Here is a 24,294-nt window from a genome sequence, read left to right as displayed (position 1 = left end):
GGTTAAGATCTTTCGTCTCAACCGAGCGGCGCATTCTACAGCAGCCTCTGTTGCTGTCAAGCGGTTATTTTAAGAAGCTTTCAAAGTTTCCTCTGTAACTTCAACCACTTGCGCTTCCGATCTCTCGTTAGCGGGAGGCGAATTCTACAGCGTTACTCGCTGCTGTCAACACCTCTTTTTCTCCGCTTTCGACCGAGAAGATCGAAACGTTAACAGGGTCAAACAACACGACCTTATCAACTCCTTCTGGGCTTCGGTGAACTGAAGCAACTCGCTATCGAAACCTACATAACTCTTTGTTTACCAAGGAGTTTTCCGTTTCGACTGCGCCGGAAGTGGGCGAATTATAGACTTCCAGAATCTGCCGTCAACCTCTAATTTGAGTTTTCTATCGAAACACCCGAATATCAACACGCTTCTCTATATATAGAGAAGAAAACGAATACATTGAGCAATATATTGCTCAATGGGGAGCAGTTGAGCATCATAGTCGGCCCTGCTTCTTTATACGACCCTGGACGAACACCTCCATGAACACCTCCCCCCGCAGCCTGACTTCGACATTATTCCCGGTCGGCCTGCTACTTATCGCCATGGCCTCCATTCAATCAGGTGCCTCACTGGCCAAAAGCATGTTCCCAATAATCGGCGCCCAGGGCACCACGACGCTGCGCCTGGTTTTTGCCAGCGTGATCATGCTGCTCATACTGCGTCCCTGGCGCGCCAAGCTCACCGCCAAATCCCTGCGCACGGTGATCGTGTACGGCATGGCTCTGGGCGGCATGAACTTCCTCTTCTATATGTCCCTGCAGACCGTTCCCCTCGGCATCGCAGTGGCACTGGAGTTCACCGGCCCATTGGCCGTAGCGATCTATGCTTCACGACGCGCCGTCGACTTCATCTGGATAGCCTTGGCGATCATCGGCCTCCTGCTGCTGATCCCTGTTGGCGAAACCAGTAGCAGCATCGACCTGACAGGCGCGGCTTATGCCTTAGGGGCTGGCATCTGCTGGGCGCTCTATATTCTGTTTGGCCAAAAAGCGGGAGCGGACAATGGCGTCCAAACTGCAGCTCTCGGCGTCATGATCGCAGCGCTATTTGTCGCACCTATCGGAATAGTCCATGCCGGTACGGCACTGCTGACACCCTCATTGATTCCTATAGCCATAGGCGTTGCCATTCTTTCCACAGCGCTTCCATACACCCTGGAGATGGTCGCTCTGACCCGCCTGCCCGCCCGCACCTTCGGTACGCTGATGAGCATCGAACCTGCTTTCGGTGCACTCTCCGGTCTATTTTTCCTTCAGGAGTACTTGTCCGTCGGGCAATGGCTGGCCATCGCGTGCATTATCCTGGCATCCGTTGGCGCAACCTTGACTATGCGCAGTGAATCAAAGCCACTGGTACCCGCCGATTGATTCAGGATTTAACGTTGCTCTGGTATTTGTCGCCCAATTAGGCCATGTTTAGGATGTAACCCAGTGTCACTCATGGAGATTTTCAAATAGGGACATTAAGAACGCTACAGTCGAGAGCGAGCAAAGCCAGCGTCGAGCATCCCTGCGAAGCGGCTATTAAGGATGGTAATGAAGCGAATTTTGATATTGCTAGTCGTGGTCGCCATTGCAGGTTGCGCTGCAACCACCAAGACAGAAATTAAGCGGGGAAAAAAAGGGCTACATATCAATTGTTCTGGCCTGACGTCTTCCTGGGAGCAGTGTTACACCAGCGCAGCCAACTCCTGCGGCACCAAAGGCTACAAGCTCATTGCCAAGTCCGGCGACAATGCGGAGGAGGAACCTGGGGACTACCCGTTCGGCCTCAACCCTGCCGGTTACACCAGCCGAAGCATGATCGTCATCTGTAAGTAAGCTTCGTGCACGCTCATTTGTCAGCGATTCGCTGACTAAGCTCTTTATAGCTGGATGAAAGCACCTGCGCCTGAACCTGCGGGTCGACCATCATTCTTGCCACTACCAGGGCGCCCACACACTGGGACAGGATTGCCCACGCCAGGCTGTCGCTTTCCAGAGTACGAGCCCAGTCTGCCTGCAATCGACAAATCCACGTCTGCGCCTGCTGACGGACCGCTACATCCGACCGAGCAATCTCTACTCCCATGCTCGGCAATACACATCCCGATTCTGCCTGTTCAACATGAGCCATGCTCAAATAGAACTTGAGGCAACGATCCAGCCGTTCACGGCTCTGGACGTCCCCCACACTCAAACGCTCAAGGCTATGGCTCAACTCACGCTCGATAATCGAGCTGAACAGCTCGTCCTTCGACGAAAAATGACTGTAGAAAGCCCCACCACTCAGACCGATAGCCTTCATCAATCCATCCACACCGACGCTGGCGAACCCCTCTTTCTTGGCAAGGGCGGCGCTGCTGTGCAATAGCTTTTCCCTGGTCTGCTGCTTGTGACTGACCGAATAACGCATCGCTTCTCCCCCTGGAGATGTACAACCTTGACGTCCACCAAATCGTAGCATAACGTTCGTTCAGTTAACGATCGTTTATCAAAGGACTTGCCATGACTGATAATAAAAAAATCGTACTGGTCGTAGGCGCTGGGGATGCCACGGGGGGCGCCATTGCCAAGCGTTTTGCCCGCGAAGGTTATATTGCCTGTGTCACCCGACGCAGCGCTGACAAGCTGCAGCCACTGGTAGAAAGCATCCAATCGACTGGCGGCGAAGCCCACGGTTTTGCCTGCGACGCGCGTAAGGAAGAACAGGTCGTCGCCCTGATCGAGCAAATCGAAACCGAGCTAGGCCCGATTGAAGCGTTTGTTTTCAATATCGGCGCCAACGTGCCCTGCAGCATTCTGGAAGAAACCGCACGCAAGTATTTCAAGATCTGGGAAATGGCCTGCTTCTCGGGCTTTCTGAATGCCCGGGAAGTGGCCAAACGGATGGCTATTCGCCAACGTGGGACGATTCTGTTTACCGGTGCCACCGCTGGGTTACGTGGTGCTGCGGGCTTCGCCGCGTTCGCCGGTGCCAAACATGGAATCCGAGCCTTGGCTCAAAGTATGGCGCGAGAGCTTGGCCCCTTGAATATTCACGTGGCACATGTGGTGGTCGACGGCGCCATCGACACCGACTTCATTCGCGACAACTTCCCGCAGAAGTATGCACTCAAGGATCAAGACGGCATTCTTAACCCCGAGCACATTGCCGATAACTACTGGTACCTGCACAGTCAACCGCGAGACGCCTGGACCTTCGAACTGGATCTACGCCCATGGAACGAGCCGTGGTAATCACGCCCCCATAATAATAAGCAGCGAGCCAAAAACCATGAATAAAACCCTGGAATTCTTCTTTGATCTCGGCAGCCCCGCCACCTACCTGGCCTATACCCAGCTTCCCAAGCTGTGCGTTGAAACCGGTAGTCAATTGGTGTATCAGCCCATGCTCTTGGGGGGAGTATTTAAAGCGACCGGCAATGCATCTCCCGTCACTATCCCCGCCAAAGGGCGCTATATGCTTCAAGACTTGGCGCGCTACGCCAAGCGCTACGATGTCCCACTCAAGTTCAACCCACACTTCCCTATTAACACCCTGACACTGATGCGCGCTGTCACAGGCATTCAGATGCGCCAACCGGAACGCTTCATCGACTTCATTGACTGCCTGTTTCAAGCCCTATGGGTCGATGGACGCCCTCTGGGTGATCCGGCAGTAGTGGCAGCAGTACTGACCGAGCATGGCTTCGACCCCATCAAGGTGCTGGCACTGACCAACGACGATGAAGTGAAAGCTGCCCTCAAGGACAAAACTGAACACGCCATCCAACGGGGCGTGTTCGGCGCACCCAGCATATTTGTCGACAGCCAACTGTTCTTCGGCCAGGATCGCCTCGACTTTGTCCGCGAAGCGCTGAGCTAAAGCTCGATCACCAACTGCCGCCAGTCAGCCTGGGCCAAAGCCGTCATCGACTATGATGACCAAAGCGTTGACCCAGGCCCCGAACTGCAAACCCTTAAATAGCCGCCGTGCGCACCTGCAACCACTCCAGCGCCGCACCACTGAGCAACGGGCTCAAACGCTCACGCACCTGTGCATGGTAGTCGTTGAACCACTGGCACTCCTCAGTCGTCAGCAACGACGGCACCAGGCAACGTGTGTCGATCGGACACAAGGTCAAGGTCTCAAACTTGAGAAACTCGCCAAACTCGGTCTTGGCCGCTTCACGGTTCAACACCAGGTTCTCGATGCGTACACCCCAACGGCCCGGCCGATAGGTTCCCGGTTCAATGGAAGTGATCATCCCCGGCTGCATGGCTGTTTGCGGCGCGGCGGCGGCCTGATAGGCGATCACTTGCGGGCCTTCATGGACATTGAGGAAATAACCGACGCCGTGACCGGTGCCGTGACCGTAATCCACGCCTTCAGCCCAGATCGGCGCTCGGGCGATGGCGTCCAACAGCGGTGACAGGATGCCCTTGGGGAATTGAGCGCGAGACAAGGCAATCACGCCCTTTAGCACCCGCGTGCAGTCGCGTTTTTGCTCTTCGCTTGGCGTACCGATTGGTACCATTCGCGTAATGTCGGTGGTGCCGCCGAGATACTGGCCACCTGAGTCGATCAGCAGCAGGCCATCGCCTTCGATCAGCGCATGCTCTTCTTCAGTGGCGTGGTAATGCGGCATGGCGCCATTAGCATTGAACGCAGCAATGGTGTTGAAGCTCAACGACACATAACCCGGCCGGCGGGTACGGGCAGCAGTCAGGTGTTCGTCGATGGTCAGCTCGGTGATGCGCTCACGACCCAACGCGTTGTCCAGCCAGGCGAAAAATTCGCACAAGGCCGCGCCATCCTGCTCCATGGCCTGGCGAATATGCTCGGCGTCGGCCAGGCTCTTGCGGGACTTGGCCAAGGTAGTCGGGTTGAGCCCTTCAATCAGTTTGACGCCGCTGCCCAGGTTCTCCAGCAACCCCGCAGTCACCCGCGCCGGGTCGACTTGCAGGCTGGCACCGGCTGGCACCTCACCCAAGGCTGCGGCCACCTCGCTGTAGTCACGCAGGGTTACGCCATCCTGCTCCAGTACGGCGCGCAGTTGGGCATCGACTTTGCTCAAGGCAACAAACAGTGTCGCCTGCTGCTGACCGATCAAGGCAAAGGAGACGAACACCGGGTTGAAGGAGACATCAGCTCCGCGCAAGTTGAAGAGCCAGGCGATGTCGTCCAAGGTGGCGATGAAATGCCAGTCGGCGCCCTTCTCCTTCAAGCTTGCCCGCAGCGCAGCAAGTTTCTCGCCACGGCTGACCGTAGCCTGCGGCGGCAAGTGCTGATAGATCGGCTGATTCGGCAAGGCCGGACGGTCTTGCCAGACTTCACTCAACAGGTCGATGTCGGTACGCAGGCGAGCGCCACGGTCCGCCAACTTGGTACCCAATGTGCGGGCCGAAGCAACCGCCATCACCGCACCGTCGACCGCGACTACGCTACCTTCAGGGGTTTGTTCGGCCAGCCATTCCAGCGGCCCGGACTGCCCCGGTAGCAGTTTCACCAACTCGATACCACTGCCCTTGAGCTCCTTGGTCGCCTGTTCCCAGTAGCGGCTGTCGGCCCAGACACCCGCGAAGTCAGCGGTAACAATCAGCGTCCCCACCGAACCATGGAAACCCGATAACCACTGGCGCCCCTGCCAGTAACCCGGCAGGTATTCGGACAGATGCGGGTCGGCCGAAGGCACCAGCAGGGCGTGAATCCCCTCCCGGCTCATCAACTCGCGGGTGCGCGCCAGGCGCTGGGGAACCGTTCCATGGGTCAAAGGCTGCGTACTCATTGTGTCTCCTGCTAACCACTAATAATTGTTATGGGTTGCGAATGATTGGATCAAACCGCCCAAAAGGCCGGCGCACTGGCCAGCGAGGTCTTGATTAGTTGAACTGCCTGATCGATATCCTGCTCGGTGGTAAAACGCCCAAGACTCAGGCGAATAGTACGACCTGCGCTGCGAGCATCATGGCCCAAGGCCAATAGCACGTAGGACGGCGCATTGCTCGCTGAGTTACACGCCGAGGTAGCCGAAAAGGCGATACCGGCGCTCAACGCAGCGGAATTGAACTCGCCTTCGCTGAACGTCAGGCTAAGGGTGTGTGGAATACGTTGAGTGACGCTGCCATTCAATCGCACGCCAGCGATTGAATTCAGTTGGTCAAGCAGGCGCTGGTGCAGGGCGACAATCGCCGCCGAGTCTTCTGCAAAGGACTCTGCCGCCAGTGCGAAGGCTGCGCCCATCCCGGCAATCTGATGGGTCGCTAGCGTACCGGAGCGTAGCCCGCCTTCATGCCCGCCGCCGTGAATCTGCGCCAGCACTTTTTGCTGGGCCCGAGGCCCGACATACAGAGCGCCGATACCTTTGGGGCCATACAGCTTGTGGGCGGAAAACGACATCAGGTCCACCGGCCACTGGGCCAGGTCAATGGCAACCTTACCCGCCCCTTGCGCCGCGTCCACATGAAACAGCGCGCCATGCTCACGAACCCGCGCACCAATGGCCGGAATATCGTTGAGCGTACCCAATTCGTTGTTGACCAGCATCAGCGACACTAGAAAGGTGTCTTCTCGCAGCGCTTCGCTGACCGCTTCAACACTGATCAAGCCTTCGGCATCCGGCACCAGGTAGGTGACTGCGATGCCGGCTTCCTGTAACTGACGTGCGGTGTCGAGGGTCGCCTTGTGTTCGATCTGGCTGGTAATGATGTGCCCACCGGCCACACCCCGCGCCTGGGCCACGCCCTTGAGCGCGAGGTTGTTGGACTCAGTGGCACCGGAGGTCCAGACAATCTGCTCAGCCTGGGCGCCGACCAATTCGGCTACCTGGCGCCGCGCCTGCTCAACCGTTTGCCGAGCCTGTTGGCCAAACGCATGGGAACTGGACGCAGGGTTGCCGAAATTGGCGTTGTAACCCAGGCACTCGACCATGACCTGGATGACTCGCTCATCCACCGGGGTGGTGGCGGCGTAATCGAAATACAGAGGACGTTTATTCATGACGTTAAAGACTCGCAGAGCATGTTCCCGAGATTCAGCGTCTCAGGGGCAGCGATCAGAAAAGAGATCGTCAGGTTTACCTGATCGGATGCCGTTAAAGAAAGACCACTTTATTTAAAAGTGCGTAGGAACGCTCCTGAAATCCAGCTTAACAGGCTCGGCGAAAGGGATGGAAAACAAAAAGCCCGAAGCTTCTGAACGAAACCTCGGGCTCTGTGGGCCAAGCTGCAAACTCAGCTGGGACGACCCTGCAACATCCCTCTGCGTTCGGCGTTCATTTCTCCCTGACGATCAAAGCCAAACGGCTTCTGTGGCTGGGCAGTCAGTTCGGCTTTCTTCTGTTGGTATTCGTCAAACGACAAACCCCGGCGATTCAGCGCCTCCATCGCCAATTGCTTGCTCTCTTCGGCTGAATAAGGTCGCAGCTCGGGCGTGGAATGAGTCGCGCAACCGGCAAGGACGGAGCAGATGAGCAACAAGAAAGTGGCGAGAAAACGGTTCATGGCGAAGGTCCTGCGAATCGGGCGGTAGGCAATGGACACAGGCTACTCCCGGCCACGCACCGTGAAAAATCATCCCCCGTGATAGTTGCTATCGGCATTAACACTCCTTGGATAGCCCACCCCTTATATTCAAAATCGATCTATAAATATGGAAATACGTTCATTTACGGAATAAACGCAACCCTCTATAAATGTCCCCTCGCCTCGCAACTGTTGCCAGAGCAACTGTTGATCAGGCAACAGCCATTCAACAAAACAGCAGCCAGACAACATCGTCACGCTTCAACAGGTAGCCCAGATCCCTCGCAAATCAACAACTTTGCCGATTGGTACAGCTCTTGCTCCACCTCTGTCACTCACTCATCGCACTGAGCCACTGTTGAAAAAGGAACTGTCCATGTCGAGCCCCCTGAATGTCGTTGCCCTCTCCGGCGGTACCTGGCGCCCCTCTCGCACGCTGGTGCTGACCCAAGCGCTACTGGCCGAACTGGCCACCCAACTGCCGATCGAGAGCCATCTGATCGAACTGGGCGACATCGCACGCCCCCTTGGCAGTGCGCTGTCGCGGCCGGAGTTGCCGGCAGAGATCGAAGCCCAGTTGCGCGCCATCGAACAGGCCGACCTGCTGATCGTCGCAGCGCCGGTCTATCGCGGCTCCTACCCCGGCCTGCTCAAGCACCTGTTCGACCTGATAGACCTCAACGCCCTGATCAACACACCGGTATTGCTGGCGGCTACCGGCGGCAGCGACCGTCATGCGCTGATGCTCGATCACCAGTTGCGGCCACTGTTCAGTTTCTTCCAGGCCCTGACCTTACCCATTGGCGTCTACGCCACCGAGGCCGACTTCACCGACTACCAAATAACCAGTGAGCCCTTGAAGGCCCGCATTCGCCTTGCTGCAGATCGCGCGGCGCCGTTGTTTGGCGCGCACCCCACCGCTTTGCTGAAAATCGCTTAAGGATTTGTCATGGATGTTTTCTGGTTTCTTCCCACACACGGCGACGGTCATTACCTGGGCACCACCCAAGGCGCCCGCCCGGTCACCCTCAATTATCTGAAACAAGTGGCCCAGGCCGCCGACAATCTCGGTTACCACGGCGTACTGATACCCACCGGCCGCTCCTGCGAAGACTCCTGGGTGATCGCCTCGGCGCTGGTGCCCTTGACCGAGCGCCTGCGCTACCTGGTGGCGATTCGTCCGGGAATCATCTCGCCCACCGTTTCCGCGCGTATGGCCGCAACCCTCGATCGCCTCTCCAATGGCCGCCTATTGATCAACGTAGTGACCGGCGGCGATCCTGACGAAAACCGTGGCGACGGCAGCTTCCTCGATCACAGCGAACGCTATGAAGTGACCGACGAGTTCCTCAGGATCTGGCGTCGCGTGTTGCAGGGCGAATCCGTGGACTTCGAAGGCAAACACCTACGGGTCCAGAACGCCAAGGCCCTCTATCCGCCGGTGCAAAAACCCTATCCACCCCTGTACTTCGGCGGTTCTTCCGACGCCGCCCACGACCTCGCTGCCGAACAGGTGGACGTGTACCTGACCTGGGGCGAACCACCGGCCGCAGTCGCCGAAAAGCTCGCCGATGTACGTGAACGCGCAGCCCGCCACGGGCGTACGGTCAAGTTCGGCATTCGCCTGCATGTGATCGTGCGCGAAACCGAAGAAGACGCCTGGAAAGCCGCCGCCAAACTGATCGAACACATCAGCGATGAAACCATCGCCGCCGCGCAAAAATCCTTTTCGCGCTTCGACTCCGAAGGCCAGCGGCGCATGGCCGCCCTGCACGACGGACGTCGCGACAACCTGGAAATCGCCCCCAACCTGTGGGCCGGTGTAGGCCTGGTAAGGGGCGGAGCCGGTACGGCCCTGGTGGGCAACCCGCAGCAGGTGGCTGAACGGATCAAGGAATACGCCGACCTGGGGATCGAAAGCTTCATCTTCTCCGGCTACCCCCATCTGGAAGAGGCCTACCGTTTCGCCGAACTGGTGTTCCCGCTGCTGCCGGAGCCCTACGCCAGCCTAGCCGGGCGCGGCATCACCAACCTCACCGGACCGTTTGGCGAAATGATTGCCAACGACGTGCTGCCGACCAAGGCCTGATCAGCTTTTAACTGTAGGAACTAGCCGTCCCCCTCGCTCCCACAGAAAGCCTTACCAAGAGGAACCCCCGCGTGACAGCCAAACCCCACAGCGTCCTGCCGTCACCCTTGCAGACCGCCAGACTGCTGGCCGCCGAATTTGCCCTGACCGCCGTCGAGCGCGACGAGCGCGGCGGCACCCCCAAGGCCGAGCGTGACGCCTTGCGCAACAGCGGCCTGCTGGCCCTGAGCATTCCTACACAATACGGCGGCCTTGGCGCGCGCTGGAGCGAAACCCTCGAAATCGTGCGCGAATTCGCCAAGGTCGACAGCTCCATCGCTCACGTTTTCGGTTTTCATCACCTGATGCTGGCCACCGTGCGGCTGTTTTCCCGCCCGGAACAATGGCAACCCTGGTTCGAACAGACCGCCCGCAAAAACTGGTTCTGGGGCAATGCCCTCAACCCGTTGGACACCCGCACCGTCGTCAAGGACTTCGGCGGCTGGCGTGAGTTCTCCGGCAAGAAAAGCTTCTGCTCCGGCGCCAGCGATTCACAAATGCTGATCGCCTCGGCAGTGGATGAAAACGCCGGCGGCAAGCTGCTGATCGCCGCCATCCCCAGCGGGCGCAGCGGCATCACCGTGCACAACGACTGGAACAGTATCGGCCAGCGCCAGACCGACAGCGGCAGCGCCAGCTTCGAACGGGTGCGCGTGGAAGAGTCGGAATTGCTGCTGGACCCCGGCCCCCTGAGCACGCCATTCGCCTGCCTACGCCCGTTGATTGCCCAATTGACGTTCACCCACATGTTCCTCGGCATTGCCGAAGGCGCTTTCGAGGAGGCCCGCAACTACACCCTCACCGAAACCCGTCCCTGGCACAAATCCACGGCCCAGGATGTGCGCCAGGACCCTTACGTACTCAGACATTACGGCGATTTCTGGGTCGCGCTGGAAGGTGTGCGACTGCTGGTAGAACGGGCAGCCGACCTGCTGGACCAGGCCTGGGCCAAAGGCCCCAACCTGAGCGAGGACGAGCGCGGCCAACTGGCTATTGCCATCGCTACCGCCAAGGTCGCGGCAACCCGCAATAGCCTGGAACTGTGCAGCCGCCTGTTTGAAGTCACCGGTGCGCGCTCCACCCACGCCTCCCTGCGCCTGGACCGGCACTGGCGCAATCTGCGCACGCAAACCTTGCACGATCCGGTGGACTACAAGCTCCATGAACTGGGCGACTGGGCCTTGAACCAGTCCCTGCCGACTCCGACGTTCTACTCCTAGAGGTGCCCATGCAGCTTTTAACCTTACCGCCCTCGCCCGCTCTCGCGACCTCGATCCGCGCCACCGCGCAAGTCTTCGAGGACCCGAAATCCCAGGCGCTGCTGGCGCATATCCAGCAAGTGGCACCCAGCGAAGCCAGCGTGCTGATCATCGGCGAAACCGGTACCGGTAAAGAGCTGGTGGCACGCCACATTCACAACCTCAGCGCCCGGCGCAACCGGCCATTCGTGGCAGTCAACTGCGGGGCGTTTTCCGAATCCCTGGTGGAAGCCGAGTTGTTTGGCCATGAAAAAGGCGCCTTTACTGGTGCCATCAACGCCAAGGCCGGCTGGTTCGAAGAAGCCGACGGCGGCACCTTGTTCCTCGACGAAATCGGCGACTTGCCGATGGCCATCCAGGTCAAGCTGCTGCGGGTATTGCAGGAGCGCGAAGTGGTGCGCCTGGGCTCACGCAAAAGCATTCCCATAGATGTGCGGGTACTGGCCGCGACCAACGTACAACTGGAAAAGGCCATCAACGCCGGGCATTTTCGCGAGGACCTGTACTACCGCCTCGACGTAGTCAGCCTGGAGCTGAGCCCATTGCGCGACCGCCCCGGCGATATCCTACCGTTGACCCGGCACTTTATCGAAGCCTACAGCCAGCGCCTGGGCTACGGTTCGATCACCATCAGCCGCGAGGCCGAGCAAAAACTTAAAGCCTACAGTTGGCCAGGCAATATCCGCGAGCTGGAAAACGTCATCCATCACACCCTTTTAATCTGCCGCAATGGCCTGATCGAACGCGACGACCTGCGCCTGTCGAACATGCGCATCGAGCGTCAGGACGACAGTCAGCACGGCATCGATAACAGTGCCGAAGCCTTACTGCAGCGGGCGTTTCAGAAGCTCTTCGAGGAACAGGCCGGCGCCCTGCATGAAAAGGTTGAAGACGCGCTGCTGCGCGCCGCCTACCGCTTCAGTCATTACAACCAGGTGCATACCGCCAACCTGCTCGGCCTGAGCCGCAACGTCACCCGCACCCGCTTGATCAAGATCGGCGAACTGGCGGTGAACAAGCGCCGGCCAGGGGAGAGCGTGCAAGGAGAACGCATGTTGCACCTATCCATTTAGCCGGCACTGCAACGCGTCGTCATGGCTACGCTCGATGCTGCGCAGCACCTGGAACGAGCCGAAGGTCACGGCCGTGGCCTGATGGGCGCGAATCAGCGTCCAGAAATCCTCTTCACCCTGTTCAAAGCGCTTGAAGGCCGCTTCACCATCCTCGCGGGAGCGCCATTGCAAGTAGCTGAGCACCCGCCGCCCGTCATCGCTGACCTGCACGCTCGCACTGAGAAAGCCGCCATGGCCCAGGGCAAGGCGCTCGCTCTGGGACGACAGGGCCGCCACCAGTGCGGATTGCTGCTGGGGTTCGATCTGGAACTCGATCAGTTGGGTAAAGCTGCGACTTCTCTCTGATACCTGCATGAATATTCCCCTCTCACTGTAGGCACAATCTTGCGATTCGATGCAGCGCAGGGTAAAACCTCTAGTTAAGTCAAGGTCAAGGGTTCTTTCGGAGTTTTTTATGGTCATCAAGGCACTCACCGTCGGCCAACTGGCGGCGCGCAGTGGCGTGGCCGTCACCGCCCTGCACTTCTACGAAACCAAGGGTTTGATCACAAGCAATCGCAATGCCGGCAATCAGCGGCGTTATCCCCGAGATGTGCTGCGGCGTGTGGTGGTGATCAAGATTGCCCAGCGCCTGGGCATTCCACTGGCGACGATTCATGAGGCCCTGCAAACCCTGCCTAATGGCCGCACGCCAACCGCGGCGGACTGGGAGCGCCTGTCTGCGCTATGGCGTGAGAACCTGGATGAGCGCATCAATAAACTGATGATGCTACGCGACAAGCTCAATGGCTGCATTGGCTGCGGGTGTCTGTCGCTGGAGGCGTGCCCGTTGCGCAATCAGGATGACAAACTCGGTGAGCACGGGCCCGGCGCGCAGTTGCTGGAACCGACAACCCCCACCGAATAACCATCGGCCTGGAACCCCGCTGCAACCTGCCCTTTATTGCGGGTCTGGATGAATTGGCGCTTGAGTCTGATTGATTGACTGACTGGCAACCGACCGATGCACAGCAAACCGCCTGCTTGCTGTTACAGGGCGAACACCTCGTCGGCTGCCCAGAGGCCACGGAAGGCTTGGCCTATAGTGAAAAGACCGGAAAAACCGGTTTCATTCACAACAACAATCAAGGAGAACAAAATGAGCGTTAAACCTATCCCCGAGGGCTACCACAGCATCACGCCCTACCTGGGTATCGACAAAGCCGCTGAGGCCATCGAGTTCTACAAGAAAGCCTTTGGCGCCACCGAAATCATGCGTCTGGACATGCCTGACGGCAAGATTGGGCACGCTGAACTGCGCATTGGCGATTCGGCAATCATGCTGGCTTCGCCCTGTGGCGAAATGGCCTTTGGCAGTCCTGGGAAAGAGCACACCAGCGTCGGTCTGCATTTGTATGTCAACGATGTCGACGCGCAGTACAAACAGGCCGTTGCGGCCGGGGGCATCGTGATATCAGAACCCAAGGACCAGTTTTACGGCGACCGCTCCGGGACGCTGAAAGATCCGTTCGGGCATGTATGGTTCCTGGCCACCCGCAAGGAGGATTTGACGGTGGAACAAGTTCGCCAGCGTGCCGAAGATATGTTCAAGCAAGGCTAAGCGCCAAGGCAGGAGCGGGCACGCTCGCTCCTGCAACACACCTCATGCCCCCCACCACGCTTCCCCCGGTGCTGTATGATTTCAGAACGCCCTGCAAATGCGTATCTGAAACATTTACTTTCATATCTAGCTTAGAGTTTTTTGATTCTCATCCGTCTTAATCTAGATACAGCCTGTCGCGTAAGCAAAAGCTACGACCGGCCTTTCCCGGGCCTTCACTGCCCCCCTCCGATCAAGACCCCCCATTAACATGTTGAAAAAGTCGCGCTCCAAACTCTGGTTTCTCGTACACAGCTGGCTGGCATTGCCCATCTGGTTCTTCGTACTGATCGTCTGCGTCACCGGCACCCTGGCGGTGGTCAGCCAGGAAATCGTCTGGCTGGCCAACCCGGACATGCGGGCCAGCAAGCCGTCGGACGATGCCGAACCCCTCAGTTATGACCAGGTCATTACCGCCATCAAACGCGCTGAGCCCAAGGCCATTGTCGAATCCCTGAGCCGCCCGGACGAATCACATTTCGCCCTGGACGTTGACGTCAGCTACCCCGATGGCCGCTCCGTATCGGTGTACGTCAATCCATACACCGGCGTGATCCAGGGCATCAGCCCCGCGTTCAACTTCCAGCAATTCACCCGTGCCCTGCACGGCTGGTGGCTGGTGCCGTTCACTAATGGCTTCAGCTGGGGCTGGTACCTTGTGTCGTTTTTGGGGCTGCCAATGCTGGCCTCGCTGGTCACCGGCCTTGTGGTCTACAAGCGCTTCTGGAAAGGCTTCTTCAAACCAACCCTGCGCTTCAACCATGGTGCGCGAATCTTCTGGGGTGATTTCCACCGGCTGAGTGGCATCTGGTCGATCTGGTTTATCGCCGTTATTTCCATCACCGGTACCTGGTTCATGATCCAGGCGATTCTGGGGGACAACCAGATCACCATTTCCAGCCAGCCGGTGGTACCGGTGATTTCCCGGGACAAGGTACCGATGTCCAGCCCTGGCGTGCCTTCGCCGATGATTCCCCTGGACGACGCAATCAACATTGCCACCCAGCGTATTCCGGGGCTTGAGGCCAGCTTCGTGAGTCTGCCGAGCAACGCCTACAGCCATTTGCGTATCGGCGGGAGGGGCTGGTACCCGTTGATGTTCCAGACTGCGGAGATCAACCCCTACAGTGGCGAAATCGCCGCCTCGCACCTGCTGTCCGACCGCTCGGCCCTTGAGTTCGTCACCGAATCCATGCGCCCGTTGCACACCGGTGACTTTGGCGGGATCTGGATCAAGCTGATCTGGTTCTTCTTCGGCCTGTTGCTGAGCATGATGGTCTTGAGCGGCCTGCTGATCTGGAGCAAGCGCACGGCCCTGGCCACCTTCCACGCCCTCAAGCGCAGCGCCAAAGCGACCCGGCAAACGACGCAGATCCCCGCCATGCAGGCTGAAACCCCGGAGGGCAACCAATGAGCAAGGCCACTACCGTTCAACCGCCCTCGCCCCTGCGGGCCTTTTGGCTTAAATGGCGCTTTCACATCAATATCCTGCTGTTGCTGGTGCCCCTGGGCTTCATGCCCAAGTACTTTGCCGACGCCGCACTGTTTCGCGGTGACAGCGGCCTGGGTCAACGGGAAATCGGCGAAGTTCAGGTCGGCCCCTGGAGCATCAGGCTGGCCGAGTTTCGTAATGAAGCTCCGGCGCCGAACCCGGCGGGCCCCATGAAGTTCTTCAACGCAGCCCTATGCGCCACCTGCGGCGATCAGGTCAAGGCCACCTACTTGCGTATCGGCAAGCCGCGCAGCCTGCGGGCCGCCGGGGTAATTTTCTTCGGCACCCCATACCGCATGGGCGCTGGCTTGCCTATTCCAGAACGTACCCCGCCCGACGCCGAACTGTGGATCACCATGGAAGGCTGGGACGGCAGCATGCAACAGGCTTCCATTCCCTTGAGCCAGGCCTCGCCTGCCACCGTCGCCTGGCTGAACAAGCAAGGAGTTAAACCATGACTTTGATGCACCTGACCCGTGCCTGCGCCGCGCTGATCCTCTGTGCCGGCTTCAGCACCTACGCCCTGGCCCACAACCCGATGTGCGAATGCAAGGAAATCCCCGGCGAGCAAATCCAATGCACCGGCGGCTTTTCCGACGGCAGCGGCGCGCCAGGCGTGACCCTGGATGTGATCGGCTACGACGAAACCATCCTGGTGCCCGGCAAACTGGGTGAAGACTCGACCCTGACCTTCAAGAAACCTTCCGCCGAGTTCTACGTGCTGTTTGACGCGGGCCCCGGCCACGTTGTCGAGATCGACCAAGCGGATATCCAAGGCCAATGACTGCCGTGACCAAAGGAAGCACGCAAATCGTCCGCCCGGCCGGAGCCGGGCACGAAACCCTCTACGTCCTGCTGTTGTGCCTGATCATCCTGGCCGTATCTGGCACGGTGGTGGCGTTGCACGGCGAAACCCAGGAAGTCCATGTCGTGGACAGCCACCAACTGGACGCCCGCCGCGACCTGAGCGCCGCCGAACAAGGTATCTACGCCGACCTGCGGGTGACCCTGGATGAAATCCACTTGCTCCAGCAGGAGCAAAGCGCTCTGCCCACCCCGACACAACTGGGCGAAGAAGGCTTTGCACCCTTCGCACAGGACGCCAGCTCGGTAAGCCGTGGCGACCACCGCTGGCAGTTGCTGGAGCCTACAGCCTACCTGGGTTTAAGCCAGACGCCCGAGGCCAGCGGCTCGCTGCTGATGCGGGTGAGCGGCGCCGAACCGGATATCTGGCTCAACCGCCGCGCCAACCTTGCGGCACCGACCGACCTCACTGACCAGGCGTTGATCGACGCTGGCTGGCAACAGGTGGTTGCGCAATTCGATGCCGGCGTCACCCGTCAGCACCGCCACTGAATTCACGCTGTATCCGAGAGAAGAACGATTGCCCATGTCTATTTCATCTCCACTACTACGCCTGCTGCTGGTAGGCCTGTTTACCGTGTTACTCGCGCCGCTGGCCAGTGCAGAGCAAACCAAACGCCTGCGCATCGGCATCACCCTGCACCCTTATTACAGCTACGTGGCCAACATCGTCGGCGACAAGGCCGAGGTGGTGCCGCTGATTCCAGCCGGCTTCAACCCCCACGCCTACGAGCCTCGCGCCGAAGACATCAAGCGCATCGGCACCCTGGACGTAATCGTGCTCAACGGCGTCGGCCACGATGACTTTGCCGACCGCATGATCGCCACCAGCGAGCGCCCGGACATCCCGGTGATCGAAGCCAACGCCAACGTGCCGCTGCTGGCCGCCACCGGCAATGCCGCCCGTGGCGCAGGCAAGGTGGTCAACCCGCACACCTTCCTGTCCATCAGCGCATCCATTGCCCAGGTCAACAACATCGCCCGGGAACTGGGCAAGCTCGACCCGGACAATGCCAAGACCTACACCCAAAACGCCCGTGCCTACGGCAAACGCCTACGTCAGATGCGCGCCGACGCCCTGGCCAAGCTGACCAGCGCCCCCAACGCCGACCTGCGCGTAGCGACGGTGCACGCCGCCTATGACTACCTGCTGCGCGAGTTTGGCCTGGAAGTCACCGCTGTGGTTGAACCGGCCCACGGTATCGAGCCAAGCCCGAGCCAGTTGAAGAAGACCATCGACCAACTGCGGGAACTGGACGTAAAAGTAATTTTCTCGGAAATGGACTTCCCTTCCAGCTACGTCGACACCATCCAGCGTGAATCCGGGGTCAAGCTGTACCCGCTGTCGCATATTTCCTACGGCGAATACAGCGCTGAAAAATATGAAGTGGAAATGACCGGCAACCTCAATACCGTGGTTCGGGCAATCCAGGAGGCAGGGGCATGACGGCGGTCGAACACCTGCAGGTCGCAAGCGTTGGCCCAACCCTGGATTTCAACAAGGTCTCACTGACCCTCGGCCGCACCATAATCCTCGACGATGTGAGTTTCCAGGTGCAGCCAGGCAGCATCCACGCCCTGGTCGGCCCCAACGGCGGCGGCAAAAGTTCACTGATCAAGACGCTGCTGGGGCAAACCCCGCACCAGGGTCAACTGAGCCTGCACTGGCCCGAAGCGCCCGGCACCATTGGCTATGTGCCTCAGGCCCTGGAGTTCGACCGGGGCCTGCCGATGACCGTCGACGACTTCATGGCCGCCATGTGCCAGCGCCGCCCGGCCTTCCTTGGCTTGTCCCGACATTACGCCGGGGCGATTGGCGAGGCGCTGGAGCGGGTCGGCATGCAGGACAAACGCAAACGGCGCATGGGTGCGCTGTCCGGCGGTGAACGCCAGCGGGTGCTGCTGGCCCAGGGCTTGATCCCGGCGCCGCAATTGCTGGTACTAGATGAGCCAATGTCAGCCCTCGACGAGGCCGGCATCCAGGTGTTTGAACGCCTGCTGAGCGTCTGGCGCCAGGCCGGGATCACCGTGCTGTGGATCGAACACGACCTGGAAGCCGTCGGCCGCCTGGCAGACCGGGTTACGGGGCTGAATCGCCGTGTGCTGTTTGATGCAACACCCAAAGAGGCACTGACGCCGGATCGCCTGCTGACGCTGTTCTCCACTCACCCACGGAGCACACCTCTATGAGCTACGAAGCCTTTCGCCTGATGGTCCAGGGCTGGGCGTCTTCCGGGTATCTGCCGGAAGCGCTGGCCTATGGCTTCGTGGTCAACGCATTGTTGGCCGGGCTGCTGATCGGCCCGGTGCTGGGCGGTTTGGGCACCCTGGTGGTGGTCAAGCGCTTTGCGTTCTTTTCTGAAGCCGTCGGCCATGCCGCGCTGACCGGCGTGGCCGTGGGCATTCTACTGGGGGAACCCTACACCGGGCCTTATGGCAGCCTGTTCGGCTACTGCCTGTTGTTCGGCATCCTGCTCAACTACCTGCGCAACCGCACAGGGCTGGCGCCGGATACGTTGATCGGCGTATTCCTTTCAGTATCCCTGGCCCTGGGAGCGAGCCTGCTGCTGATTCTCGCGGGCAAGATCAATGTGCATATTCTGGAAAACGTGCTGTTTGGTTCGGTGCTGACGGTTAACGGTAATGACCTGCTGGTACTGGCGGTGGTCGGCTCCCTGGTGATGGCCCTGGCCCTGCCGCTGTACAACCGCATCATGCTCGCCAGCTTCAACCCGCAACTGGCCGCTGTGCGCGGTGTGGCGGTGAAGACCCTGGATTACCTGTTCGTGATCCTGGTGACGCTAATCACCGTGGCTGCGGTCAAGGTGATCGGCGCGATCCTGGTGGGTGCCCTGCTGGTAATTCCGGCCGCCGCCGCGCGCTTGCTGAGCCAGTCCCTCAAGGGCTTCTTCTGGATCTCGGTGGTGATTGCCACGATCAGTACCCTATGCGGGATTCTGTTGCCGATCATCTTCGACCTGCCCATCCCGTCCGGTGCTGCGATCATTCTGGTCGCCGGTATCGCCTTCGCCCTCGCCGCCATCGCGCGCGGCACGGTCCCCAGCCTGAAAGGGAATCTCGGATAATGCGCCTTGCTCTACGCCCGCTGGCCCTGGCCATCGCTTGCTTGATCAGCACCCCACTGTTGGCCGCCGACGACTACAAACCACTGCAGATCGCCGCCAACCAAGGGGTTGGCCATGCCGCCCTCAACAAGGCCAAAACGATAAAGCCGGTGAAGGTCCTGGCAGCATTGCCAATCACCTACGGCCTGGCCGAAGCCTTGCTCAAAGGCACCCACGTGACCCTTGAACGAGCGGCGCCAGCGAACCTGCCCGGCTCTCGCCAGACCGCCTACTTCACCGGTCGCGGCGCCCCGGCGCTGCACACCCTGGCCCTGGACGCCGACGCAGCCATCGGCCTGCGCTCGCTGTGGCCGGATGACCCGCTGTATCCGGTAGCCCGGCGCAGCAATATCCGCATCGTCGAGGTCGACGCCGCGCGCCCGGTGGACGGCGGTCTGCCGGGGATCGCCGTGCAACCGGGCTCTGTCGATGGCCTGAACAGCCAGCCGTGGCAAGCCAGCAACAACCTGGGCCGCATGGCCGATGTGATGGCCGCCGACCTGGGCCGCCTGGCGCCGGACGCCAAGGCGCAGATCGACAGCAACCTGGCCAGCCTCAAGCAACGACTGCTCAAGCTCAGCGCAGAAAGCGAGGCGCGACTGGGCAAGGCCGACAACCTGAGTGTGGTCAGCCTGAGCGATCATTTTGGTTATCTGGTCAGCGGGTTGAATCTGGAGTTGGTCAGCACCGACGCGCGGGCAGATACCGAATGGACGGCTGAGGTGCTACAGCAGTTGAGTGCCACCCTGAAAGACAACGACGTGGCGCTGGTGCTGCATCATCGCCCGCCCGCCGAGGCGGTGAAAGCGGCAATCAGTGCCGGTGGCTCGCAGTTGTTGGTGTTAAGCACCGACGGTGCCGATCCGGTGGCGGAGCTGGAAGGGAATATGGATCAGGTGATCAAGGCGCTGGCACCCTGAGCCTGATACGCAAGCACAGTTGAGAGCGTTCCCACGCTCTGCGTGGGAATGATCATTTCAGCCAGCAACCACCTGGCTGTCCATCTTTTGGCGCAAGCTCAGCGGACGCATATCGGTCCACACCTCTTCGATGTAGGCCAGGCATTCTTTCTTCATTCCACTTTTACCCACGGTGCGCCAACCCTGTGGCACAGCCTTGTAGTCAGGCCAGATGGAATACTGTTCTTCATGGTTGACCACCACCTGAAAGAGGATGTCTTCGCGGTCAAATACTGAGGTCATTGCTGTTCTCCGTCACTGAAAGGCTGGCTGCGCACCACGCGCAACACTGATGTAGTAGAAACGTACCGCCGTCTGGAAAAATTAGAGGCTGGCCACCGCTGCCTTCAGGGCACGGCCAAAAATTTCCGCCACCCGGTCGATTTCCGAGGCCGTGATGACCAGCGGCGGCAGGAAGCGCACCACGCTGCCATGGCGCCCGCCCAGCTCAAGGATCAACCCACGCTTGAGGCATTCACGCTGCACCAGCGGCGCCAATTGCCGATGAGCGGGCGGATGCCCCTGGGTATCCGGCGTGCCGTTCGGGTCCACCAGTTCCACGCCAAGCATCAGGCCACGGCCGCGAATATCGCCCATGTGAGGGAAGTCGCACTGCAGGATGCGCAGATGCTCACCGAGGCGCTCGCCCATGGCCGCTGCATGAGCGGGAATGTTGTGTTCCTTGAGGTAGCGCATCACCGCCGAACCTGCGGCCATGGCCATCTGATTGCCGCGGAAGGTCCCGGCGTGGGCCCCCGGCAGCCAGGTGTCGAGCCAATCGCGATAGACCACCACCGCCAGCGGCAAACTGCCACCGATGGCCTTGGACAGCACCACCACATCCGGAATAATGCCCGCATGTTCGAAAGCAAACATCTTGCCGGTACGACCGAAACCGCTCTGAATTTCATCGACGATCAAGGCCACACCGGCCTGTTCGGTAATCCGCCGCAGGCCGCGCAGCCAGTCGAGATCCGCCGGGATCACGCCGCCCTCGCCCTGGACCACTTCGACGATCACCGCCGCTGGCAGCAACACACCTGCTTCCGGGTCGTTGAGCAGGTTTTCCAGATAGTGCAGGTTGACCTTGACCCCTTGCGCACCACCCAAACCGAACGGACAGCGATAGTCATAGGGAAACGGCAAGAACTGCACACCATTAGCCAGCAAGGCGCCGAGGGGCTTTTTGGGCCCCAGGCTACCCATCAGGCTCAGCGCGCCCTGGCTCATGCCGTGATAACCGCCCTGGAACGACAACACCGTGCTGCGGCCGGTAGCCGTGCGTACCAGTTTCAGCGCGGCCTCCACCGCATCGGTGCCGGTCGGGCCGCAGAATTGAATCTTCGCTTCCCGCGCCAACTCCGCCGGCAGCAGCCCGAACAGGTCCTGGACAAACTGGTCCTTGACCGGCGTGGTCAGGTCCAGGGTGTGCAAGGGCAATTCATCGATCAGCACCTGCTGGATCGCCTCGATTACCACCGGATGGTTGTGACCCAGCGCCAGGGTGCCTGCACCGGCCAGGCAGTCAATGAAACTACGACCTTCGACGTCTTCGACATAAATCCCCCGCGCCCGCTTGAGGGCCAGGGGAATGCGTCTAGGATAACTACGGGCGTTGGACTCCTGCTGGCGCTGGCGGGCCAACAGCGGTGAATCATCGAACTGATAGAGCATTTCCGCAGGCTGTGGGCTGACACACACCTGCAAATCTTCAGTACGGCTGGTAGCGACTGACATCTCTCGACCCCTCAATACGCTGATGATGGTGACCAAACTGCCAACCCGTCAGCGCCAGACCCCAGGAGGGCATGCGCACGGATTTCCTGTTCTGGAAACGCATCAACAAGGAGAGGATTTACACCCGCAGCGTTAAAACCCACCGCTAAAGAACTAGACACCTACAGAAATGTGAGAATTTTCCTCAACTGCCCGTGTATTTTTCATTCAACGCATAAAGAATCGCGCAGGTTTCAGTGTCCATCCGCCCGCAATAATCGGTGGGCCAAAAGTGCATCTGGAACGCCCGAGGATGTCGCTAGAACCGAACGGGGTCGGAAAATGGCGGTAACTATTTTTGGTGTGTGGCTTTTTGAAAAGCAGCTGTCAGCGCCGCAGCGGCATCCCCAGGTCGACGCGCAGGCCATCAGCCTGGCTGTCGAACTTCAGCGAGCAAGAGCAGCGCTGCACGATAGCCTGCACAATCGCCAGCCCCAGGCCACAACCGGCGCTGTTGCCGTTGCGCCAGAAGCGTTGGGTCAAGTGTTGCAAGTCTTCACTGGAAATCGGCGCTCCATGGTCGCGCACGCGGAACACCACACTGTCGGCGGCGGTAAATACGCTCAGCTCCACCCGCGTATCTGCCGGCGTATGGCGCAAGGCGTTATCCAGCAAGTTGCGCAAGGCGGCAACGGCCAGGCCCACCGGCATTTCCACCGGGGCCTCGGACACATTGTCCGGCAGGATCAGGTCGATCCGCCGATTGTCCCCGGCATTGGCGTCCTGAATCGCCAGACGCGCCACTTGCTCGGCACTCGACTGCAAACCGTCGTCAAATGACAGGCTGCCCTCGACACGCGCCAGCAACAGCAATTGCTCAAGGGTGTGGTGCAGACGGTCGGCGCCCTCCTCGGCGTGGGCCAGGGACTGGTCGCGGGCCGCACCGTCGGTCATGCGCGCCACTTGCAGGTGGGTCTTGATCGCCGTCAGCGGGCTGCGCAGTTCGTGGGCGGCGTCGCCGGTCAGGCGCCGCTCGCGCTCGATGGTCTTGGCGATGCGCTGCAACAGCAGGTTTTGGGTGTCGAGCAGAGGTTTGAGCTCGCTGGGCAGCGGATGAATCTGCAACGGTTCCAGGGAATCGGCGCTGCGGCGCATCAAGGCGTCGCGCATACGGTTGAGCGGCAGCAGACTCTGGCCGATGCCCAGCCACAACAGGCACAGGCAGCCCAGCAGCGCCACGCCGACGGGCACCGACGCCGCCAGCAGGATCGACATGTTCAAGGCTTCGCGCTCCACTTGACGGTCGGCGGTGGTGATAAATAAATCTCCACGAGCCAGGGTGAAACTGCGCCAGACCGTGCCGTCAATCATCTGATCGCGAAAGCCGCTCTTCTGGGACTCCAGGCCCTGATCAGGCGTGGTGTGGCTGCGGGCCAGAATTTCCCCGCGCAAGGAACTGACCTGGCACGCCATGCCGCCAGGAACATTCAGTTGCTCGGCGCTCAGATGTGTGCCCTCACCCTTGCTCGCGAGTTCCGGCAATTGTTCCATCAACCCCGCCACCATGCGCGCCGAGGCCACCAGCCGCTGATCCAGGGAGAACATCATCTGGTTGCGCAGGTCGTTGAGCATCCAGGCCGCTGCCAGGGCCCAGATCAGCACAAAGGCGGCGCCCAGCTTGAAGGTCAGCCGCAGGCGCAAGCTCATCACGAAGCGTCCTCTCCACCATTAGCCGGGCCCAAGCGATAGCCCAGGCCGCGCACGGTCTCGACGATGCCATTGCCCAATTTGCGCCGCAGGTGGTGGATATGCACGTTCAAGGCGTTGCTTTCCAGTTCATCATTAAGCCCGTAGACGCTGTCTTTGAGCTGCTCGCTGGACAGCACCCGGCCAGGGTTTTGCAGCAAGGCCTGCAACAGCGCTTGCTCACGGCGGGACAGGTCCACCGGCTGGCCGCCGAGCAGGGTTTCTCGGCTGCTGGGGTTGTAGCTCAGGCGGCCATGTTCGATCAGGTTGACGCTGCGCCCGGCGACCCGTCGCAACAAGGTGTGCAGGCGTGCTGCAAGCTCGCGCAGGTCGAACGGCTTAAGCAGGTAATCGTCGGCACCGGCCTGCAGGCCATCGACGCGATTGGTCACCGAGTCCCGCGCCGTGAGGATCAACACCGGAATTTCCAGGCCCTGGCTACGCAGTTGCTGCAACAGTTTCAGGCCGTCTTCATCCGGCAGGCCGAGGTCGAGTACCATCACGTCAAATTCAGCCACCTTGAGCATCGCCCGGGCAGCGGCGGCGGTGCCGACGCGCTCGACCGTCAGGCCCTGGGCGCTGAGGCCGGCAACAATGCCACTGGCGATCAGCTCATCGTCTTCACAGACCAGTACATGCATGGTGAGCCCTTTGCAAAAATAGTGATTAGAAGACCGGCGGATTAAGCGCGCATTATGCCCTTGATAAGGGCAGCATCAGAAAATCCGTACACCTTAGAATAACCCCGGTTAATCATC

28 protein-coding genes and 1 pseudogene are annotated in these 24,294 nt (G+C 59.9%); 19 read left to right on the top strand and 10 right to left on the bottom strand.

Annotation, left to right across the window (positions count from 1 at the left end):
* Nucleotides 1-530: 530 nt before the first annotated feature.
* Nucleotides 531-1,418: a threonine/homoserine exporter RhtA gene (gene rhtA / locus AAEZ06_RS06025; RefSeq protein WP_149414722.1), complete on the top strand. Its 888-nt coding sequence runs from the start codon at nucleotides 531-533 to the stop codon at nucleotides 1,416-1,418.
* Between the two features lie 168 nt (nucleotides 1,419-1,586).
* Complete coding sequence (locus AAEZ06_RS06020; protein WP_149414721.1) at nucleotides 1,587-1,871, top strand: hypothetical protein; 285 nt, start codon at nucleotides 1,587-1,589, stop codon at nucleotides 1,869-1,871.
* 13 nt (nucleotides 1,872-1,884) lie between these two features.
* On the opposite strand, the gene AAEZ06_RS06015 is transcribed toward AAEZ06_RS06020, so the two are convergent.
* Nucleotides 1,885-2,445 (bottom strand): TetR/AcrR family transcriptional regulator, encoded by a 561-nt coding sequence (locus AAEZ06_RS06015; RefSeq protein WP_350613413.1) that lies wholly within the window; start codon nucleotides 2,443-2,445, stop codon nucleotides 1,885-1,887.
* Between the two features lie 92 nt (nucleotides 2,446-2,537).
* Between AAEZ06_RS06015 and AAEZ06_RS06010 the strand changes: the two genes are divergently transcribed.
* Both AAEZ06_RS06010 and AAEZ06_RS06005 read left to right on the top strand, forming a co-directional pair.
* Nucleotides 2,538-3,269: an SDR family oxidoreductase gene (locus AAEZ06_RS06010; protein WP_350613411.1), complete on the top strand. Its 732-nt coding sequence runs from the start codon at nucleotides 2,538-2,540 to the stop codon at nucleotides 3,267-3,269.
* 37 nt (nucleotides 3,270-3,306) lie between these two features.
* A complete protein-coding gene (locus AAEZ06_RS06005) occupies nucleotides 3,307-3,897 on the top strand; it encodes a 2-hydroxychromene-2-carboxylate isomerase (protein WP_350613409.1) in 591 nt (196 codons plus the stop codon).
* Nucleotides 3,898-3,991: 94 nt separating this feature from the next.
* Here the strand turns inward: AAEZ06_RS06005 and AAEZ06_RS06000 are convergent, their stop codons facing one another.
* The 3 genes from AAEZ06_RS06000 to AAEZ06_RS05990 all read right to left on the bottom strand — a co-directional run bounded on the left by AAEZ06_RS06000 (nucleotide 3,992) and on the right by AAEZ06_RS05990 (nucleotide 7,514).
* On the bottom strand, nucleotides 3,992-5,800 hold the full coding sequence (locus AAEZ06_RS06000; protein ID WP_149414717.1) for an aminopeptidase P family protein: 1,809 nt from the start codon (nucleotides 5,798-5,800) through the stop codon (nucleotides 3,992-3,994).
* A 50-nt stretch (nucleotides 5,801-5,850) separates the two neighbouring features.
* Nucleotides 5,851-7,011 carry a cysteine desulfurase family protein gene (locus AAEZ06_RS05995; RefSeq protein WP_149414716.1) on the bottom strand — a complete coding sequence of 387 codons (1,161 nt, stop codon included), beginning with the start codon at nucleotides 7,009-7,011 and terminating at the stop codon, nucleotides 5,851-5,853.
* Nucleotides 7,012-7,244: 233 nt separating this feature from the next.
* Nucleotides 7,245-7,514 (bottom strand): hypothetical protein, encoded by a 270-nt coding sequence (locus AAEZ06_RS05990; RefSeq protein ID WP_149414724.1) that lies wholly within the window; start codon nucleotides 7,512-7,514, stop codon nucleotides 7,245-7,247.
* A gap of 397 nt (nucleotides 7,515-7,911) precedes the next feature.
* Here AAEZ06_RS05990 and msuE point away from each other — a divergent pair, with 397 nt between their 5' ends.
* From msuE to AAEZ06_RS05970, 4 genes are all read left to right on the top strand, one after another.
* A complete protein-coding gene (gene msuE / locus AAEZ06_RS05985; RefSeq protein WP_149414715.1) occupies nucleotides 7,912-8,475 on the top strand; it encodes an FMN reductase in 564 nt (187 codons plus the stop codon).
* Between the two features lie 9 nt (nucleotides 8,476-8,484).
* Nucleotides 8,485-9,624 (top strand): FMNH2-dependent alkanesulfonate monooxygenase, encoded by a 1,140-nt coding sequence (ssuD, locus tag AAEZ06_RS05980; protein WP_149414714.1) that lies wholly within the window; start codon nucleotides 8,485-8,487, stop codon nucleotides 9,622-9,624.
* 71 nt (nucleotides 9,625-9,695) lie between these two features.
* On the top strand, nucleotides 9,696-10,883 hold the full coding sequence (locus tag AAEZ06_RS05975) for an acyl-CoA dehydrogenase family protein (protein ID WP_350613405.1): 1,188 nt from the start codon (nucleotides 9,696-9,698) through the stop codon (nucleotides 10,881-10,883).
* Between the two features lie 8 nt (nucleotides 10,884-10,891).
* Nucleotides 10,892-11,995: a sigma-54 interaction domain-containing protein gene (locus AAEZ06_RS05970; protein WP_149414712.1), complete on the top strand. Its 1,104-nt coding sequence runs from the start codon at nucleotides 10,892-10,894 to the stop codon at nucleotides 11,993-11,995.
* Here the strand turns inward: AAEZ06_RS05970 and AAEZ06_RS05965 are convergent.
* Nucleotides 11,984-12,349, bottom strand: coding sequence for an antibiotic biosynthesis monooxygenase (locus AAEZ06_RS05965; RefSeq protein ID WP_149414711.1), 366 nt, complete (start codon nucleotides 12,347-12,349; stop codon nucleotides 11,984-11,986). The two genes, AAEZ06_RS05970 and AAEZ06_RS05965, sit on opposite strands and share 12 nt — an antisense overlap.
* A gap of 100 nt (nucleotides 12,350-12,449) precedes the next feature.
* Here AAEZ06_RS05965 and soxR point away from each other — a divergent pair, with 100 nt between their 5' ends.
* The 11 genes from soxR (at nucleotide 12,450) to AAEZ06_RS05910 (ending at nucleotide 20,035) form a co-directional block, all read left to right on the top strand.
* Complete coding sequence (gene soxR / locus AAEZ06_RS05960; protein WP_350613403.1) at nucleotides 12,450-12,902, top strand: redox-sensitive transcriptional activator SoxR; 453 nt, start codon at nucleotides 12,450-12,452, stop codon at nucleotides 12,900-12,902.
* A 74-nt stretch (nucleotides 12,903-12,976) separates the two neighbouring features.
* Nucleotides 12,977-13,144: a hypothetical protein gene (locus AAEZ06_RS05955; protein ID WP_178114502.1), complete on the top strand. Its 168-nt coding sequence runs from the start codon at nucleotides 12,977-12,979 to the stop codon at nucleotides 13,142-13,144.
* On the top strand, nucleotides 13,134-13,595 hold the full coding sequence (locus AAEZ06_RS05950) for a VOC family protein (RefSeq protein WP_149414709.1): 462 nt from the start codon (nucleotides 13,134-13,136) through the stop codon (nucleotides 13,593-13,595). Before AAEZ06_RS05955 ends, AAEZ06_RS05950 begins: the two co-directional genes overlap by 11 nt.
* A 250-nt stretch (nucleotides 13,596-13,845) precedes the next feature.
* Nucleotides 13,846-15,048, top strand: a complete 1,203-nt coding sequence (locus AAEZ06_RS05945; RefSeq protein WP_149414708.1) for a PepSY-associated TM helix domain-containing protein — start codon at nucleotides 13,846-13,848, stop codon at nucleotides 15,046-15,048.
* Nucleotides 15,045-15,584, top strand: a complete 540-nt coding sequence (locus AAEZ06_RS05940) for a PA2404 family protein (protein WP_149414707.1) — start codon at nucleotides 15,045-15,047, stop codon at nucleotides 15,582-15,584. The genes AAEZ06_RS05945 and AAEZ06_RS05940 overlap by 4 nt, the downstream gene beginning before the upstream one ends.
* Nucleotides 15,581-15,910 (top strand): hypothetical protein, encoded by a 330-nt coding sequence (locus tag AAEZ06_RS05935; RefSeq protein ID WP_133098791.1) that lies wholly within the window; start codon nucleotides 15,581-15,583, stop codon nucleotides 15,908-15,910. Before AAEZ06_RS05940 ends, AAEZ06_RS05935 begins: the two co-directional genes overlap by 4 nt.
* Nucleotides 15,907-16,482, top strand: coding sequence for a DUF6162 family protein (locus AAEZ06_RS05930; RefSeq protein WP_149414706.1), 576 nt, complete (start codon nucleotides 15,907-15,909; stop codon nucleotides 16,480-16,482). The genes AAEZ06_RS05935 and AAEZ06_RS05930 overlap by 4 nt, the downstream gene beginning before the upstream one ends.
* 34 nt (nucleotides 16,483-16,516) lie before the next feature.
* Entirely contained in the window at nucleotides 16,517-17,437 is a 921-nt protein-coding gene (locus tag AAEZ06_RS05925) for a metal ABC transporter substrate-binding protein (RefSeq protein ID WP_133098793.1), read from the top strand.
* The gene (locus AAEZ06_RS05920; protein ID WP_149414705.1) at nucleotides 17,434-18,180 is read left to right on the top strand and encodes a metal ABC transporter ATP-binding protein; all 747 of its coding nucleotides are present in this window, start codon (nucleotides 17,434-17,436) and stop codon (nucleotides 18,178-18,180) included. The genes AAEZ06_RS05925 and AAEZ06_RS05920 overlap by 4 nt, the downstream gene beginning before the upstream one ends.
* A complete protein-coding gene (locus AAEZ06_RS05915; protein WP_133098795.1) occupies nucleotides 18,177-19,076 on the top strand; it encodes a metal ABC transporter permease in 900 nt (299 codons plus the stop codon). The genes AAEZ06_RS05920 and AAEZ06_RS05915 overlap by 4 nt, the downstream gene beginning before the upstream one ends.
* Nucleotides 19,076-20,035 (top strand): metal ABC transporter solute-binding protein, Zn/Mn family, encoded by a 960-nt coding sequence (locus tag AAEZ06_RS05910; protein WP_350613398.1) that lies wholly within the window; start codon nucleotides 19,076-19,078, stop codon nucleotides 20,033-20,035. The genes AAEZ06_RS05915 and AAEZ06_RS05910 overlap by 1 nt, the downstream gene beginning before the upstream one ends.
* A gap of 57 nt (nucleotides 20,036-20,092) precedes the next feature.
* On the opposite strand, the gene AAEZ06_RS05905 is transcribed toward AAEZ06_RS05910, so the two are convergent.
* The 5 genes and pseudogenes from AAEZ06_RS05905 to AAEZ06_RS05885 all read right to left on the bottom strand — a co-directional run bounded on the left by AAEZ06_RS05905 (nucleotide 20,093) and on the right by AAEZ06_RS05885 (nucleotide 24,177).
* A complete protein-coding gene (locus AAEZ06_RS05905; RefSeq protein WP_149414703.1) occupies nucleotides 20,093-20,317 on the bottom strand; it encodes an MbtH family protein in 225 nt (74 codons plus the stop codon).
* 81 nt (nucleotides 20,318-20,398) lie between these two features.
* Complete coding sequence (locus tag AAEZ06_RS05900; protein ID WP_350613396.1) at nucleotides 20,399-21,811, bottom strand: aspartate aminotransferase family protein; 1,413 nt, start codon at nucleotides 21,809-21,811, stop codon at nucleotides 20,399-20,401.
* Between the two features lie 184 nt (nucleotides 21,812-21,995).
* Nucleotides 21,996-22,100, bottom strand: a pseudogene (locus tag AAEZ06_RS05895) (N-acetylmuramoyl-L-alanine amidase); the annotation flags it as partial.
* Between the two features lie 77 nt (nucleotides 22,101-22,177).
* Nucleotides 22,178-23,497, bottom strand: a complete 1,320-nt coding sequence (locus AAEZ06_RS05890) for an ATP-binding protein (RefSeq protein WP_149414701.1) — start codon at nucleotides 23,495-23,497, stop codon at nucleotides 22,178-22,180.
* Nucleotides 23,497-24,177, bottom strand: a complete 681-nt coding sequence (locus AAEZ06_RS05885) for a response regulator (protein ID WP_149414700.1) — start codon at nucleotides 24,175-24,177, stop codon at nucleotides 23,497-23,499. Before AAEZ06_RS05885 ends, AAEZ06_RS05890 begins: the two co-directional genes overlap by 1 nt.
* Nucleotides 24,178-24,294: the final 117 nt, after the last annotated feature.

The organism is Pseudomonas sp. HY7a-MNA-CIBAN-0227, assembly GCF_040310325.1.
Taxonomy (GTDB): domain Bacteria; phylum Pseudomonadota; class Gammaproteobacteria; order Pseudomonadales; family Pseudomonadaceae; genus Aquipseudomonas.
Note: the sequence above shows the minus strand (reverse complement) of the source record. Positions and strands in the feature narration are given on the sequence as shown.

What these genes read in the sequence shown, in the direction of transcription:
- rhtA (WP_149414722.1), top strand. Translation starts at nt 531, where the DNA reads ATGAACACCTCCCCCCGCAGCCTGACTTCGACATTATTCCCGGTCGGC.
- AAEZ06_RS06020 (WP_149414721.1), top strand. Translation starts at nt 1,587, where the DNA reads ATGAAGCGAATTTTGATATTGCTAGTCGTGGTCGCCATTGCAGGTTGC.
- AAEZ06_RS06015 (WP_350613413.1), bottom strand. Translation starts at nt 2,445, where the DNA reads ATGCGTTATTCGGTCAGTCACAAGCAGCAGACCAGGGAAAAGCTATTG.
- AAEZ06_RS06010 (WP_350613411.1), top strand. Translation starts at nt 2,538, where the DNA reads ATGACTGATAATAAAAAAATCGTACTGGTCGTAGGCGCTGGGGATGCC.
- AAEZ06_RS06005 (WP_350613409.1), top strand. Translation starts at nt 3,307, where the DNA reads ATGAATAAAACCCTGGAATTCTTCTTTGATCTCGGCAGCCCCGCCACC.
- AAEZ06_RS06000 (WP_149414717.1), bottom strand. Translation starts at nt 5,800, where the DNA reads ATGAGTACGCAGCCTTTGACCCATGGAACGGTTCCCCAGCGCCTGGCG.
- AAEZ06_RS05995 (WP_149414716.1), bottom strand. Translation starts at nt 7,011, where the DNA reads ATGAATAAACGTCCTCTGTATTTCGATTACGCCGCCACCACCCCGGTG.
- AAEZ06_RS05990 (WP_149414724.1), bottom strand. Translation starts at nt 7,514, where the DNA reads ATGAACCGTTTTCTCGCCACTTTCTTGTTGCTCATCTGCTCCGTCCTT.
- msuE (WP_149414715.1), top strand. Translation starts at nt 7,912, where the DNA reads ATGTCGAGCCCCCTGAATGTCGTTGCCCTCTCCGGCGGTACCTGGCGC.
- ssuD (WP_149414714.1), top strand. Translation starts at nt 8,485, where the DNA reads ATGGATGTTTTCTGGTTTCTTCCCACACACGGCGACGGTCATTACCTG.
- AAEZ06_RS05970 (WP_149414712.1), top strand. Translation starts at nt 10,892, where the DNA reads ATGCAGCTTTTAACCTTACCGCCCTCGCCCGCTCTCGCGACCTCGATC.
- AAEZ06_RS05965 (WP_149414711.1), bottom strand. Translation starts at nt 12,349, where the DNA reads ATGCAGGTATCAGAGAGAAGTCGCAGCTTTACCCAACTGATCGAGTTC.
- soxR (WP_350613403.1), top strand. Translation starts at nt 12,450, where the DNA reads ATGGTCATCAAGGCACTCACCGTCGGCCAACTGGCGGCGCGCAGTGGC.
- AAEZ06_RS05950 (WP_149414709.1), top strand. Translation starts at nt 13,134, where the DNA reads ATGAGCGTTAAACCTATCCCCGAGGGCTACCACAGCATCACGCCCTAC.
- AAEZ06_RS05945 (WP_149414708.1), top strand. Translation starts at nt 13,846, where the DNA reads ATGTTGAAAAAGTCGCGCTCCAAACTCTGGTTTCTCGTACACAGCTGG.
- AAEZ06_RS05940 (WP_149414707.1), top strand. Translation starts at nt 15,045, where the DNA reads ATGAGCAAGGCCACTACCGTTCAACCGCCCTCGCCCCTGCGGGCCTTT.
- AAEZ06_RS05935 (WP_133098791.1), top strand. Translation starts at nt 15,581, where the DNA reads ATGACTTTGATGCACCTGACCCGTGCCTGCGCCGCGCTGATCCTCTGT.
- AAEZ06_RS05930 (WP_149414706.1), top strand. Translation starts at nt 15,907, where the DNA reads ATGACTGCCGTGACCAAAGGAAGCACGCAAATCGTCCGCCCGGCCGGA.
- AAEZ06_RS05925 (WP_133098793.1), top strand. Translation starts at nt 16,517, where the DNA reads ATGTCTATTTCATCTCCACTACTACGCCTGCTGCTGGTAGGCCTGTTT.
- AAEZ06_RS05920 (WP_149414705.1), top strand. Translation starts at nt 17,434, where the DNA reads ATGACGGCGGTCGAACACCTGCAGGTCGCAAGCGTTGGCCCAACCCTG.
- AAEZ06_RS05915 (WP_133098795.1), top strand. Translation starts at nt 18,177, where the DNA reads ATGAGCTACGAAGCCTTTCGCCTGATGGTCCAGGGCTGGGCGTCTTCC.
- AAEZ06_RS05910 (WP_350613398.1), top strand. Translation starts at nt 19,076, where the DNA reads ATGCGCCTTGCTCTACGCCCGCTGGCCCTGGCCATCGCTTGCTTGATC.
- AAEZ06_RS05905 (WP_149414703.1), bottom strand. Translation starts at nt 20,317, where the DNA reads ATGACCTCAGTATTTGACCGCGAAGACATCCTCTTTCAGGTGGTGGTC.
- AAEZ06_RS05900 (WP_350613396.1), bottom strand. Translation starts at nt 21,811, where the DNA reads ATGTCAGTCGCTACCAGCCGTACTGAAGATTTGCAGGTGTGTGTCAGC.
- AAEZ06_RS05890 (WP_149414701.1), bottom strand. Translation starts at nt 23,497, where the DNA reads ATGAGCTTGCGCCTGCGGCTGACCTTCAAGCTGGGCGCCGCCTTTGTG.
- AAEZ06_RS05885 (WP_149414700.1), bottom strand. Translation starts at nt 24,177, where the DNA reads ATGCATGTACTGGTCTGTGAAGACGATGAGCTGATCGCCAGTGGCATT.